Here is a 14,789-nt window from a genome sequence, read left to right as displayed (position 1 = left end):
ATAATTTCATGAATCATACATTCAAACACAGAAATTCTTTTCTAAGGATTTCTGTGTTGCTTCTCTTACTGACACTGATCAGCAATACAAACATCCGTAATGCAAATGCCGATGAGACGACGAACTCACTGAAACTTACTCTGAGAGAAACAGAATACAAAACTTCTGATAATACCTTGAGTATTTCTCCTGAGATGGAGACGACGTATATTGTTGAAATTACACTAGAAAATGTTGGATCTGGTGACTCATCCATTGTTGTCACGCCCTACACCTCTACTGCTCTCTCACGAGAATCGGCTATCATCTATAGCGATGACTTGACTTTACTGCTAGATGATAAGTATAACTTTTCAAATTATGCATTGATCGAATCAGAAGCATTAGATGATGATGATCAAATTGAGATTCTCCCAAATGAATCCGTTCTTGTGACCGTTACAATCACTCTTCCAGAGGAGCCTGCACGTGAAGGAACCGTGATGGGGGCAATCAATTTTAGTCAGATCATGGGTCTTGAAACAGCAGAAGATTCAGTTGGTATCAAATCTGTGTATGAGTCACTTATTTTTATCAACTTATTTTTTAGTGAAGTGGAAGAGCTCAAAGACGTCGTTTATGAAGACTTCTCCTTTGTTGCTCTTCAGGACACGGTAAATCTACAATTTTATGCCCTCAACTATAATCCTATTTTAGGCAACTTGAACAATGCACTCTACGAACTAATAAACCCAAATGGAGAAACAATTGCCTCTGGAAAGTTAGCAGATTCCGTTCTTTTAACGCCGTTAACCAAATCAAGAATGCAGATTCCTTTAATAGACAATAGTGAACTTATTGAAGGCGAATACCGTTTGACAATAGAAACAACTAGAAAAGCGATCACCACTACTTTTTCTTATGAGAAAGAAGACTTGGATAACTTCAAAAAAGAGAACCGTCCAACGAACACTGCCGAGGTTCAGACAAATAATCAAATCCTTATCTGGATCATCTTTGTTCTTGTTGCAGCGTTGGCAGCTGCAGTCTTTTACATTTTAAAATCAAAAAGAAAAAGAGAGGGCTAGTTCCTCTCTTTTGTGCTGTTTCTGCTTATTCCACTGCTCATCAATTATTGATAGCTTCCTTTTTAAAGTAATGTTGAGTATCTCCTCGCCGAAGTGGGACAAGAAAAACCGCTCATATCAAATAAGCGGTTTTTCCTGATATATGCCTAAATATTTTTTCTTCAACGATCATTTCTTTTGAAAAAAAAGGTGCTGTCTCGTACTGGCTTTTCTTCCCTAAAAAAAACTCAGCACTAGCCTCATCCTCGACATCACTGATCGAATCTTCTAGTTTGGTAGAATCATTATCAAGGGTGTCTTCTTCCAAGTTTGCTTGCTCGTCGTAATTAGATTCTGCTTCTTCCTTTTGGCTCTCGGATTCATCTTCGATGCCATCGTCTTCTTGTTTTCCATCGTCTTGGTCTTCATCTGTCAGATTTTCATCCGGAATCTCTTCTTTTTCCTCATCCGTCTGATTCATTTTTATCTCTTTCGTAAAGGTCTCTGAATCATCAATTGCTGTAAAAGTGACTGATAGGTAGTACTCAGAGTTAGAATCAAGATATTCCTTTATGTTCAATGTTGCATCTACATTAAGAATCATTGATGCTTCATCAGCATCCTCGATATGAATGATCATCTCTTCCGATCCGTTCACGCTGTTTAGTTCTGCTGAAAATGCTTCCCCGACAGCCGTGATCGTTACGTCAAAAGCACCTTCACTGCCGTTGCTATCGACGGTCAGCTGAAGATCTTGTGTGGTTTTTAACAAATAATAGTGTTCATCCTTAAAGTCAATCGTGTTTAAATCAAAAATCAAAGTTTCGGAAACGTCATCAGCCATAGCCTCTACTGTTGGAAAGAAAAACATCACCGAAAAAATGAATAACAAACTTTTTAGCACTACCTGGTCCCCTTTCTTCTTTCAGAAATCACTTTTATTTAACAAATAATCATTCGCTTTAGCAAAATCGATAGATAGATAACTAGTAGACTAGCAATGAGACTAATTCATTTTAGAGTTATAAAGCCATGGTTCATCAACTGAAAACTTAAACCATCTGTTAGAAGTGCTTCAAATGAAGTTTCAAGGGCTATAAACAAATCCTACACAGATATCTTCACTAGTAGCATCTGACAAAAAGAACATGTCCCTCGATCAAATGATTAAACGACCTCTATCACTGGCAATCTATTCTCTGCTTTCCCCCTACTTTCAAACAAGGAGAAAATTTCCTGAACCATCAAATGTGCCTATGATATTTTTCTATTCATTTCAAGTGTATTTCCTTGTGGTCACCTTTAATACTACGCTCTTTTTCCAACTCATTTTATCTTCTTTTAAAAGAATGGTTATAAATTAGGATAATTGTCTGATCATTGGACGATTGCCCCCAATCACGCAACCTTCCTTCTGTATCAAAAGCACGTTTTCAGCAAAAAAAGCCCCTTCTTATCCATTTGGATAAGAAAGGACTTTCTACGATCGTTCAATTAAAAAAGATCAGCCTTACGTACAAAGTTGCGCATACCTAGACAGTCTCGCGGGAAACGACTCTTACATCAAACTCTTCAACTCGACATCTGGGTACTTGTCAGCGAACCAGCGCATCGCAAATTGGTTCTCAAACAAGAACAATGGCTGGTCGAAACGGTCTTTCGCTAAAATGTTACGACTGGAGCTCATACGCTCATCCAAGTCTTTCGGATCGATCCAGCGAGCGATCTTGTGGCCCATAGGGGTCATAATGACTTCGGCATTGTACTCATTCATCATGCGGTATTGGAAAACTTCAAATTGCAGTTGCCCGACAGCACCGATGATATACTCATCACTAAGATACGTCTTGTACAACTGGATAGCCCCTTCTTGGACCAACTGATAGATTCCTTTGTGGAAAGATTTTTGCTTCATCACATTTTTTGCAGTGACTTTCATAAAGAGTTCCGGAGTAAATGATGGTAGCTCTTCGTAAGCAACTTTTAGTTTTCCTTCATAGATCGTATCGCCAATTTGATAATTCCCCGTGTCATAGACACCAATGATATCTCCAGCGACTGCTTCTTCAATATTTTCTCGGGTATCTGCCATAAATTGTGTCACATTGCTGAGTTTCATTTTTTTGCCAGTACGCTCAAGTGTCACGTCCATGCCTCGTTCAAAGGTTCCTGAACAAATACGGACAAAGGCGATCCGGTCACGATGGGCAGGGTTCATATTTGCTTGGATCTTGAACACAAACCCGGACATTTCTGGTTCATAAGGACTGACTTCATCACCAGCCAAAGTTTTGTGACCGTAAGGCGCTGGTGCAAAGGACAAGAAGGTTTCCAAAAAGGTCTGCACGCCGAAATTCGTAAGGGCGGAACCAAAGAACACGGGTGTTTGATCGCCTCGTGCGATTTTTTCTGTATCAAAGGCATCGCCAGCTTCTTGCAACAATTCCACTTCTTCTAAAACTTGTTGGAACAGCCCATCTTCGGCAAATGGATGATCTGCAGGAAATTGACCATTTTCATCTAGGGCAACTAAACGTTCCCCACCGTGATTGTCTGGACGATAAAATTCGACCCGTTGGTTATGGATATCATACAGTCCTTCCAAGCCTTTCCCCATGCCGATCGGCCAATTCATTGGAAATGATTCGATCTCTAAAAGATCTTCTAGTTCTTCTAATAATTCTAATGGTTCGCGGCCATCACGGTCGAGTTTATTGATAAAGGTAAAAATCGGAATACCGCGTTTTTTAACGACCTGGAAGAGTTTTTTCGTTTGCGCTTCGATCCCTTTTGCGCTATCGATCACCATGACGGCACTATCCACCGCCATCAAGGTACGGTAGGTATCTTCAGAAAAGTCCTCATGCCCAGGGGTATCTAAAATATTGACCCGTTTGCCTTGGTAATCAAACTGCATAACAGAACTGGTAACGGAGATCCCCCGTTGTTTTTCAATTTCCATCCAGTCGGACTTTGCGAAATTCCCAGTCTTTTTCCCTTTGACCGTACCAGCTTGGCGAATCGCGCCACCGAATAATAATAATTGTTCTGTAATGGTTGTTTTCCCCGCATCCGGGTGGGAAATAATCGCAAAGGTACGGCGACTATCTACTTGTTGTTTTAATTTTGGATTATCCATTGATTTTATTGCTCCATTTCTTGTATTTACAATGCGAACAGTGTCCATTTTAGACTGTCGCTAGTTTTCTGACCAAATCAGTATATCATGGATAAGGGTGATAAAAAAGCAAAAAAAGACAAGAACCCCCTTCGACTACTCTCTTTTACAGAGTTAGGCAAAGGGCGTTCTTTCCATTTGATAGAAATAAATTAAAATGCTGGCAATAAGGTATCGCTATGGTCGTTTTCTAAAAATTCGCGAACTTTATCGCTAGTCATGGCACGGCGCAAGACGGCGATTTTTTCAGAATCTTGATTGTCTTCTCGAGCAACCAATGAGATAGCAAAGCGATCATCGATCGTTTTTTCTAAGAAAAGGGCATCGGCTGGTTTCAAACCGATTTTCGCAATATAGGTTGGGTAGTTGTATACCAAGGATACATTCGGCTCATCATAGGCTTCCGCAAGATTCAGTAAATCAACAGATAACCATTCAAAATTTTTCGGATTTTCGGTAACGTCTTTAAGTGTTCCATTGACACCAACGCCTTCTTTAAGAGTGATCAATCCTTCTTCTGCTAAAATCGCTAACGCTCGACCTTCATTGGACACATCATTCGGCAATGCGACTTTCGTTCCTTCTGGAATATCATTGATATCCGTATACTCTTTGGAATAAAAACCGACTTTTGCGTTGTAGATTTTATCTAACGCCACTAGGTTTGCATCTTTTTCTTCATTATACATTTGCATATATGGTTCATGTTGCGCAAAGTTGGCATCGACCTCGTCATTATTCAGCAGCTCATTGTACTGGATATTGTCATTGACTTGGACCAACTGGATTTCCCAGCCATCTTCCACTGCTTCCGCTGCAACTTTTACGACATCGGTCATTGGCGTCGTTTGCGAAGCGACCTTGATGATTTTCTCTTCGCTCACCTCATCCGAACCCGTACCGCAAGCCCCCAATACACCTAATGCCAATACACTCAATCCTAAAACAAATCCTTTTTTCACTTTCATTCCTCCTATTTTCGTTTATCAAGTTTTCTTGCTGCTTGATTGCCAATCCCTTGCAGGATAAAGACCAAAAGAATCATGATGATAATTGCAAAATACATGACGCCATATTCATAGCGTTGATAGCCATAGCGGATCGCAAAATCGCCGATACCACCACCGCCGACGATCCCCATCACCGTCGAATAAGAAACCATACTGACTGCTGTCGTCGTTAAAGATAAAATCAAGCCGCTTCTAGCTTCCACTAGTAAAAACGACCAAACGTATTGCCATTGACTGACGCCAAGGGATTTCGCCAAATAAGAAACTTCTTCTGGGACATCCAGCAGTACTTGCTCCGTCAAGCGAGCAAAAATACTCATAGCAACGATACTCAAAGGGAAACTGGCGGGAATCGGTCCAAATGAGCTGCCTAAAAGCATTCGCGTCAGTGGAATCAAGGCTACGACAAATAATAGAAACGGAAACGAGCGGATGATCGTCACAACGAGATTCAAACCCTCATAAAGAAATGAGATTTTTTTTCCACGACTGCGGCTAAGGAAGAGCCAGACACCTAGCGGTAGTCCTAAGACAATGGCTGCGAGCATCGAAATCCCCATCATGATCGCTGTTTCTTTCAAAGACTGAAGTAATTCAGGCAGATAATACAAAATACTCTCACTGATCGTCATGCAGCAAACTCCTCTCCACTTTGTCCACATAAGAGCTTTCTTTGCGGACAATTGGCTGCGGATGATTGACAAATTCCGCCGCAAAGACGGCATCTTCCAATACAAACACACGTTGACAAATTTGTCTGACTGCGGTTAGCTCATGACTAACGAAAATGACTGCTGGCTGAAACGTCTGTTGAACTTTTTGCAGTAAAGCAAGTACATCGGCTTTCGTATCTTCATCCAGCGCACTAGTGGGTTCGTCACACAGCAGGATTTTCGGCTCACGGATCAACGCCCGTGCGATAGCTACTCGTTGTTTCTCCCCACCGCTCAACTTGGCCGGATAGATATCGGCTTTGTCTTCCATCCCAACAAATGAAAGCATCTCCAACACCTTCTTTGATGATTTCCCCATTAACTTCAAGGGCAAATAGACATTTTCAAAAACGGTTCGATTGTGTAGCAGATTGTAATTTTGAAAAATCATGCCGATTTCCTGCTGCGCATGTAGCAGTTGCTTTTTGTTTAAGGGATCGATTCGTTTCCCATCAAAGAGCAGCTCCCCACTGTCAGGTGTCTCAATTAAGTTCAAAAGCCGAAGCAACGTTGATTTCCCCGAGCCGCTTTTGCCGACGACCCCAACAATTTCCCCCGGCTGAACAGCAAAAGAGAGACCATCTAGGACGCTTCGATCGTAACGCTTTGTGATGTTGATCGCTTCTAGCATCTTTTTTCCTCCTAATCAAACAGCAACGCAAGAAATTCAGCGTTAGTCATCTGATGGATAAATTGCTCGATGGCAATATCCTTTAGCAAGCGGCTAATGGTGTTTTGTTCAAAATCAATACCTCGTAGCATCGCTTCAAGTTCACTGATCTCTTTTTGTCCAAAAAAATCACCGGTAATTTGAATCGCTGCAATCTTGCCTTTGTTGACAGTAAAATCGACTTCAACGATCCCAACCTGCGCAAACCGCTTTCTTTTTTGCCATTCAAAAGCAGGCGCTTCATTAAAAATCCACTCATTGTTCGCGTAACGTTCTTCAAACAACGTTTGGATCGCTTGGCGATCCGCATCCGTCAAGACGATCTCTTGCTCACTGATTTCATCAATCGATTCTACTTCATAGATTCGGCAAAGGAGTGTGTCTCGAAATGCCTTGGTATCCATTGATTGGTATTGTTCTGCCAAATACGGTTTAATATTCGTCACACTTTTCCGTACGGATTTCGTTGCTTTAGAGGCAATTTTTTCTTGGGCAACGTGTAGGACTTTTGTTAATTCTTCTAGATCCACATCATACATCAATGTGCCATGAGAATACGTTCGACCTTTTTTTGTATACATCGCATTGCCAGAAAACTTTTTCCCATCAATGAACAGATCATTGCGGCCATGTACTTCTACCTCCTTGGCTCCCATTGCCGCTAAGCCTTTCATGATCGGTTGTGTTGCACTTTGGTAGTCACCAAAACTCGTGGCATCTTTTTTGGTGACAAAACTAAAGCTCATGTTGCCTAGATCGTCATAAACTGCTCCACCGCCAGATGTCCTGCGAGTCAACACGATATTGCGACTCCTTAAATAGTCAAAATCAATCTCTTGATACGCATTTTGATTTCTGCCGATTATAACACATGGTTTTTGTATGTATAACAGAAGACAAGGTTCTGAAACATCTACGTTATTCATTAAATACTCTTCAGTTGCCAAATTGTAACGGATATCATCACTAAGCATACGGTAAAATTTCATTTCAAGCCCCTCGTTCTCATTAGATTTCTATGGATATTCTCGCTTTTCTTACGGAAAATTGCAATCAAACTGCTTAACGATAAGATACACATGTTTTTTTATCTGTTTTTAAACTGTATTATTGATTAGATTTATCGTAACCGTTTCTTACAAACAAATCAAGGGGAATAAGTAAAAAAAAGGAACAAAAAAGACCAAAGCAGTTGCCTTGGACTTTCTCATTTCATTCATGCGGAACTTTAACGGCGAGGCTCATCTTCCTCAAAATCTTTGCGGAAATAGCGGCGTTCTTCTTCTGGTTCCACTTCGCCTTCTTCTGGATCATGGAAGATTACACGGATCTTCAAGACACGTGATCCTTCCATTTCTTCAGAAATCAATTTCACGTTATCCACTTCAAAGGAAAGTTTCTCTCCTTCGTCTGGAATCATTCCTAAAGCAGTGATCAAGTAGCCTGCCATCGTATCGACGTCGCTCATATGCAAGCTCATATTGAAAGCTTCATTGAAATCATCGATCAGCATCCGACCTTGGATCACGTATTCTTTATCAGAGATTTTTTCATAAAGCTCTTCGACCTCATCGGATTCATCATCGATCTCACCGACGATTTCTTCAAGCAAGTCTTCTAACGTAACTAACCCAACGACTCCGCCGTATTCATCAAGCAAGATCGCCATTTGGTTTTGGGTTTTCTTTAATTCATAAAGCAAATCATCGATAAAGACTGTTTCTGGCACAAACAGTGGTTCTTGCAAGATCTGCTTGATGTCCATTGTTTCAAAGCCGTATTTGTAGGCACATTTCAAAAGGTTTTTGGTATGCAAAATCCCAACGACTTTGTCTTTATCTTCATTATATACAGGAATACGAGAATAATTTTCTGCTAAAATTTCAGTCAAAATTTCTTCTACTGAGTCATTGATATCCACCATAAAGGCAGAGGTTCGAGGAACCATGACTTCACGGGCGACTTTCGTATCTAATGAAAAGATCCCTTGCAGCATCTCTAATTCATCTTCTTCGAAGACTCCTTCTGTTTCCAACATATACCGCATTTCATCACGGGTCATCTTTGTGTCTTCATCGTCAAATTCCATTGGAGTGATCCGCGCCAATAAGCTTGTTGAAGCAGATAAGAACCAGACAAAGGGCTTTGCAATAATCCCGATCGTTCGAATCACACCAGAAGTGAACTGGGCAACTTCTTCTGATTTGTTCATGGCGATACGTTTTGGATACAACTCACCGAAAACGATCGACACATAGGTCAAGATCGCTAAAACGATAATGTTCGCTAAGCTTTTAGCCGCCGTTCCTCCACCTAATAAAGGTGCCAGACGGGTCGACAAGGTATCTGCCAGAGATGCCCCAGATAAGATATTCACCAAGGTAATCCCAACTTGGATCGTTGACAAGAAATTTGTTGGATTATCAATGATTTTCAATAATTTTTGTGATTTGACATTTCCTTCTTCCGCTTTTTGCTCCACACGGTTTTTGTTGACTGAGACGACTGCGATCTCAGAGGCCGCTAGAAAAGCGTTGATCAATGTCAAAACGATCAATAATAAAATTTGCGCTAGAAGCGACTGACTCTCGGGGTCAGCATTCATAATAGCATTCTCTCCTTATTTTTTCATATTCTAAAAAAAATCGTGGGCTTAGCCCACGATAAAATCCTATCACAAAGTTTTTTTCTTTGCAATAAAAAACACCAGTCATTGATTACTCGATCAGCCGTTCTTGATTTTTCTTGATTTTGTCATCTTTGATCAGACGAACAATAAAGACCACGATCGTCCGACAAATTGCGTAAAACGGTACTCCTAAGAAAATTCCCAGCAAACCTGCCAGATTTCCAGCGACCAATAAAACCAAGATGATCGTTAATGGATGGATCGCTAATGATTTTCCGATCACATTCGGGTAGATAACATTTCCATCTAATTGTTGGACGACTAGTACCACGACACAGCACAGCAATGCGCGGAACGGTTCATCAAACACCGTCACTAAGACTGCTGGAATCAAGCCAAGATACGGACCTAAATAAGGAATCAAGTTTGTGACCCCTGCGATCACCCCAAAAAGAAAGGCATAGTTGACGCCGATCATCCAGTACCCAATAAACGTGAAGGTAGCGACAAAAATACATTCGATCGCTTGCCCACTGATGTAATTGGATAGAGTCTTGTTTAAGTCACCTAGCAACCCAACAATCTGGTCTCTTCTTCTTTCTGGAAAGACAGTTTTTAGATTAGGAACTAGCTTTTCTCCATCCTTCAACATGTAGAAAAGGATGAATGGGACTGTAACGATGATCATCGTCGCGGAAGCAATCGTACTGACGATCGATCCTAAGCTAGTGGATAACCCACTAAGAAACTGCTGCAGCAAAGAACCATAAGAAAGATTTAGGTTTTCTAACTGCTGCGCGATATCGATTTGTTTGAAAAATGGATCATCTGCGATCCTTGAGATCCAGCTTTCCATATTTTTGGCAAATGTTGGAATATTTTCCGCCAATGAAGTAATCTGACTCACCAGATTAGGAATAACGCTGACGAAAATCAAGATGATTGCTGCTACTAATAACAATAGAACCAATATGACAGCAAACAGTCGTTTTATTTTTGTCGTTTTCATCAAAAATAGGACGATTGGATTTAGCAAATAATACAGAAAGCCAGCAATCAATACTGGTGCAAATAAAGTAGAAAAAAACGTGCCGATCGGTGCAAATAGAAAATTGACTTTACTTAACACAAACACGAGTGTCACTAAAACCAATGCTTCCAATGACCAAAAGAACAGTTTTGATTGTTTGAATTTGTCGAACAAAAGATTCCCTCCCTTTTTTATAACATTATAGTTGATTTTGTAAAAAAAAGCTTGCGACTTTAGCCGCAAAAAAAAGAAATTTGTAAAAAAAGTGGTATACTAATAAAAATAACGGAGAAATCATAGCTGAGGTGAGTTTTTTTATGCATATCGCACAAACAAAAGATACGCTAAGTGAGATCTATTTGGCGTCATTGAAAATACGAAATCAAGTGTTCGTGAAAGAGCAAGGGGTTCCATTAGCATTAGAAGTAGATGAAAATGAGGCATTGGCTGTTCATTTCGTCTTATATGACGATGACAATGAAGCAGTCGCAACCTTACGTTTTTTACCGATCTCTGATCATGAGGTGAAATTACAGCGAATGGCGGTGCCAGCTGCTCATCGAGGATCAGGCTACGGCAGGCAGTTGATCGAGGGAGCGGAAGCTTTCATTCAAAAACAAGGAATCAAAAAAGTCACGTTAGGGGCACAGTTAACTGCCAAAGAATTTTACTTGAAGTTAGGCTATCAGCCTGAAGGCGATGTTTTTTTAGACGCGGATATGCCCCATATCAAAATGAGCAAAACCTTTTAACGAGCAGTGATTACTTCAAACAGCGACCACAAAACAGATCCTTTCTCTGTTTTGTGGTCGCTGCTTTTTATTCCTCTGCTTCAACGATCTCTTCAATCGCTGTCAGCAACGCTTGCGCCACCCTTTGATCATAGCCTTCACTTGTAATCACTGCCAGATCAGTGTCACTGTTCAAATAGCCTAACTCCAACAAAACTGCTGGAATATATTGCTCTCGTAAAACATAATAGTTACCAAAACGAGTGCCGTTGGAACTCAATGCCACTGAACTACTCAAACTGGAAGTGATCGTTTCTGCCATCTCTTTTGCCCCAGTATAGTAATAGTAAGTTGTCAGTCCTTGAATGCTATTTGGTAGCTCTGAATTATCGTAATGAATGCTGATAAATAGATCTGGTTCCTCCGAGAGTGAAGCTGCAGTAATTTCAGACAGCGCTAAATAGCGATCTTCGGTGCGTGTATAACTAACTTGAATTCCCGCTTGGGTCAGTACTTCGCCAATCGTTTGGACGGTGGCTAACGTCAAATCTTTTTCCATGATCGTTTGATCCGTTGACAGTGCCCCAGAATCTTCGCCGCCGTGCCCCGCATCAAGAACGACTTTAAAGTCTGACAATTTTTTCGGCGTCTCCGAAAGTGGAACTTCTTGGATGGATGCAGAATGCTTTTCAATGTAACCCGTTATTCCATCGTCTGTTTGGATTTCAACCATCTCTTCTGTTTGACTAAGTACGGTTGCCCAACTTCCGCGGTGGATCTTCCCGATGACGGTTTCTTGACTTGTTGTCTGATAAATCGATACATAATCGTTCTCACTTTCAATCGCTGCATCGTATTCTGAGGGATCCACGTAAATTTGGACCATGCTTGCCGTTTGTGCGACCTCTTCTGCTTGAGCGTCCGACTCGGTTTGAGCCGTGCTTTCTTGGGTCTCTTCTTGAACAAAATGATCATTTCTCAACACAGCAAAACCTGCCGCAAAAAGTAGAATCATGGTAGTACCGATAACAAGCTTCCCTTTTTTCTTCATTTGCTTCCCCCACTTTTTTCTTGGTCTTTCTATCATGGGACTAGCAGCTTAAACAGAACTTAAAGGCAACTGCTAGAAGCAACCCTCTCACAGCACAAAAAAACTTCAACCGAAATGGTTGAAGTTTCTCGGGAAAAATGAGCGATCCGACCCATTTCACTTATTTTTGAGACAACTGCTTGTAGCGATCATACCAAATGTCCACATACCCTTGCGAAAAGGGTCCTTTGCCATTATTGATCCAATCTACTAAAATTTTGACATTTTCTTTCAAGATAAAATCAATGTCTTGCGGATATTGCATAATCTTACTGTGCAATTCATACTCATCCACATCTAGTAAACGTTTCTCGCCATCAGGAAATACTTTGATATCAAGGTCATAATCGATATATTTCAATGCCTCTTCATCAAGTAAATACGGTGAAGCAAGATTACAATAATAGGAAACCCCCTTTTCTCGAATCATTGCAATAACATTAAACCAGTATTTTTTATGAAAATATACAATTGCTGGTTCACGGGTAACCCAGCGTCTTCCATCTGATTCGGTCACTAATGTATGATCGTTGACCCCTATCACTGAGAATTCACTGGTCTTTAAGACCATCGTATCCCGCCACGTTCGATGCAAATTGCCGTCATGTTTGTAGCTTTGAATGCTGACAAACTCTCCTTCTTTTGGAACTCGCATAGCAACCCTTCCCTCAGCAAGAAAACTTGCGTTTTGTTTGGGTGTTCATTACACCGACATCGTTAATATTATAGCAATAAAAGAAAGCTTTGCCTAGAAATCTTTATCGAGTTTCTGATATTTCTTTAATTGATCCACCAATTTCTGCTGGGGTTTTGGGAAAACATAGTTTTGAAAGGATTCTTTTGCTGCCCATTCGCTGTCTTGTAACGTGAGCTCTCCACGTTTTCTGCCGTAAAATAAAAGGACGTGCCATTTCAAATGACTAAAGATATGAGTGATTTCGCCAAAATGTCGTTTTTGCCAAACGACAGGCAGATCAGGAAAAATCTCGAGCGCATCATCTTCGGCAATCAAATCCAACTGCAGCTGCTCCTCTTTTGCCCATGTTCGCTGCAGAGCCTCGTACTGTTCTTTCGTCACTTCCACCAAAGGAAAATGCCACATAGAAGCCAATAAGCCTGTTTCAGGTCGCTGCACGAGTATAAACGAGCCTTGATCTTCGATGGCGCCTGCGATGTAATAGACATCTTTTGGCTTTGCTTTTTTCGATTTCACTGGAAAGTCTGTTTGTCGATTCTCCGCATAAGCAAGACAATACTGACTGATGGGACACTCTTCACATTTCGGTGTGGTGGGTGTACAGATTCGTGAGCCAAGATCCATCAAGGCTTGATTAAACTCACCAGGTTCATCGGGGGAAATGATCGTTCTCATCGCCTCGTCGAATGGTCTTCGGCTGCTGGCTTTCGCAATATCTGCTTCGATACAAAATAACCGACTGACGACCCGCATCACATTTCCATCGATTGCCGGTTCTGGCAAGCCAAAAGCAATACTGCCAATCGCTCCAGCTGTGTAGGGACCAATTCCTTTTAATGAGCGAATCTCTTCAATTGATTGGGGCATTTCTCCGTCGAATTCGGCAACGATTTGCTGGGCGGCAGCCTTAAGGTTACGGGCACGAGAGTAATAACCTAAACCTTCCCAAACCTTTAAAAGCTTTTGTTCTTCGGCTGCCGCCAAGTCTTGGATCGTCGGGAATTGTTCCATAAAACGATAGAAATAGCCAATCACTGTTTCCACTCGTGTTTGTTGAAGCATGATCTCTGAGATCCAGATTGCATACGGATCGTTGGTCGCCCGCCAAGGCAGATTGCGTTTTTCTTTATGATACCAAGTTAAAAATGTTTCTTGGAACGTCTTGATTTTTTCTTCATCCCAAGTTTCCCATTGCTTACTCATCCACTACTTCCTCATCTAAGAATCGTTGTATATCATCGATGGCAAACCCTTTTTGATAAAGGCCTTGCTTGATTTTCATTTTTCGTTTCATCAACGGTAACCGCTGATGCCGCCGCATAAGTCGGGCCCCTTCTCTTTGGAGCGCTTCATTTTCTTGGTCCTCATCTTTTTCCATCGGTAATTCATCCAAAATCATCTGAATGACTCCTTGATGAAAACCTTTTTGCATCAAATGCATTTTTATCTTTTGGATCATTTCTTTATGGCTTTTGTTGTGAAAACGACGCATCGCTTTTTCAGCCGTATGATAACCGACTTCAAACTGCATTTCCTCGGTATACAAAGGCAATACTTCCTGAATCACGGAATCTTTTAATCCTTTTTTTCTCAATTGCTGACTGATGACCACGGGTCCTTTATCACTCATGCGGACTTGGGTGCGAATGTAGCTTTCTCCGTAGTTTTTGTCATCGATCAAATTCAACTCTTTCAGACGTTCAACGACTAAGTCTCGGTCTTGTTTTTCGATTTCTTTGTCTTTCAAATAGGTACGGACTTCCATTTCAGAACGCAGCTGATAGCTGATATAGTTCATGGCTTGCTGCAATCCTAAATCAAACCCCGCACTTTTTTTGATTTCTTTTAATTCTTCTTCACTCAGTTCCTTGCCTTTTAATAGCCGAAAACGGACCAAAAGATCTTCTGAGACCCGCAGCGTTTCACCTTCTGATGTCGCCACTTCATAAAATGGTCCTTTTCCTTTATTGATACGAATAATTGTATTCATCTTCT

The 14,789-nt window shown here is 41.1% G+C and carries 14 protein-coding genes; 2 read left to right on the top strand and 12 right to left on the bottom strand.

Translation table 11 applies throughout. The annotated features are described in order from the left end of the window. Window positions 1-8: 8 nt before the first annotated feature. Window positions 9-1,067, top strand: a complete 1,059-nt coding sequence (locus tag IGI72_RS07740; protein ID WP_428214448.1) for a hypothetical protein — start codon at window positions 9-11, stop codon at window positions 1,065-1,067. A 112-nt stretch (window positions 1,068-1,179) separates the two neighbouring features. Here the strand turns inward: IGI72_RS07740 and IGI72_RS07735 are convergent, their stop codons facing one another. The 8 genes from IGI72_RS07735 to IGI72_RS07700 form a co-directional block, all read right to left on the bottom strand. Then, window positions 1,180-1,950 carry a hypothetical protein gene (locus IGI72_RS07735; protein WP_428214449.1) on the bottom strand — a complete coding sequence of 257 codons (771 nt, stop codon included), beginning with the start codon at window positions 1,948-1,950 and terminating at the stop codon, window positions 1,180-1,182. 654 nt (window positions 1,951-2,604) lie between these two features. Further along, a complete protein-coding gene (locus tag IGI72_RS07730; protein WP_005225872.1) occupies window positions 2,605-4,185 on the bottom strand; it encodes a peptide chain release factor 3 in 1,581 nt (526 codons plus the stop codon). Window positions 4,186-4,376: 191 nt separating this feature from the next. Next, window positions 4,377-5,192, bottom strand: coding sequence for a MetQ/NlpA family ABC transporter substrate-binding protein (locus IGI72_RS07725; protein ID WP_428214450.1), 816 nt, complete (start codon window positions 5,190-5,192; stop codon window positions 4,377-4,379). A gap of 5 nt (window positions 5,193-5,197) precedes the next feature. Then, window positions 5,198-5,866, bottom strand: a complete 669-nt coding sequence (locus tag IGI72_RS07720) for a methionine ABC transporter permease (protein WP_010748069.1) — start codon at window positions 5,864-5,866, stop codon at window positions 5,198-5,200. After that, entirely contained in the window at window positions 5,853-6,578 is a 726-nt protein-coding gene (locus IGI72_RS07715; protein WP_121261588.1) for a methionine ABC transporter ATP-binding protein, read from the bottom strand. The genes IGI72_RS07720 and IGI72_RS07715 overlap by 14 nt, the downstream gene beginning before the upstream one ends. Window positions 6,579-6,589: 11 nt before the next feature. Continuing rightward, on the bottom strand, window positions 6,590-7,606 hold the full coding sequence (locus IGI72_RS07710; RefSeq protein ID WP_074934723.1) for a lipoate--protein ligase: 1,017 nt from the start codon (window positions 7,604-7,606) through the stop codon (window positions 6,590-6,592). A gap of 239 nt (window positions 7,607-7,845) precedes the next feature. Next, window positions 7,846-9,222: a hemolysin family protein gene (locus tag IGI72_RS07705; protein WP_005225867.1), complete on the bottom strand. Its 1,377-nt coding sequence runs from the start codon at window positions 9,220-9,222 to the stop codon at window positions 7,846-7,848. A gap of 112 nt (window positions 9,223-9,334) precedes the next feature. After that, entirely contained in the window at window positions 9,335-10,450 is a 1,116-nt protein-coding gene (locus IGI72_RS07700) for an AI-2E family transporter (protein WP_010748066.1), read from the bottom strand. Between the two features lie 143 nt (window positions 10,451-10,593). Here IGI72_RS07700 and IGI72_RS07695 point away from each other — a divergent pair, with 143 nt between their 5' ends. After that, window positions 10,594-11,028, top strand: a complete 435-nt coding sequence (locus tag IGI72_RS07695) for a GNAT family N-acetyltransferase (RefSeq protein ID WP_016610225.1) — start codon at window positions 10,594-10,596, stop codon at window positions 11,026-11,028. 67 nt (window positions 11,029-11,095) lie between these two features. On the opposite strand, the gene IGI72_RS07690 is transcribed toward IGI72_RS07695, so the two are convergent. The 4 genes from IGI72_RS07690 to recX form a co-directional block, all read right to left on the bottom strand. Further along, window positions 11,096-12,058, bottom strand: coding sequence for an N-acetylmuramoyl-L-alanine amidase (locus IGI72_RS07690; RefSeq protein ID WP_142968362.1), 963 nt, complete (start codon window positions 12,056-12,058; stop codon window positions 11,096-11,098). 160 nt (window positions 12,059-12,218) lie between these two features. Beyond that, window positions 12,219-12,752: a nucleoside tri-diphosphate phosphatase gene (gene ntdP, locus IGI72_RS07685; RefSeq protein ID WP_005225863.1), complete on the bottom strand. Its 534-nt coding sequence runs from the start codon at window positions 12,750-12,752 to the stop codon at window positions 12,219-12,221. 93 nt (window positions 12,753-12,845) lie between these two features. Beyond that, window positions 12,846-13,997, bottom strand: coding sequence for an A/G-specific adenine glycosylase (gene mutY, locus IGI72_RS07680; RefSeq protein WP_428214453.1), 1,152 nt, complete (start codon window positions 13,995-13,997; stop codon window positions 12,846-12,848). Then, the gene (recX, locus tag IGI72_RS07675; RefSeq protein ID WP_213357066.1) at window positions 13,990-14,784 is read right to left on the bottom strand and encodes a recombination regulator RecX; all 795 of its coding nucleotides are present in this window, start codon (window positions 14,782-14,784) and stop codon (window positions 13,990-13,992) included. The genes mutY and recX overlap by 8 nt, the downstream gene beginning before the upstream one ends. Window positions 14,785-14,789: the final 5 nt, after the last annotated feature.

It is taken from the genome of Enterococcus sp. DIV1059_2 (assembly GCF_051713685.1).
GTDB classification, from domain to species: Bacteria; Bacillota; Bacilli; order Lactobacillales; family Enterococcaceae; genus Enterococcus_D; species Enterococcus_D casseliflavus.
The sequence above is the reverse complement of the archived record's forward strand: the minus strand, read 5'-3'. Positions and strand labels throughout refer to the sequence as shown.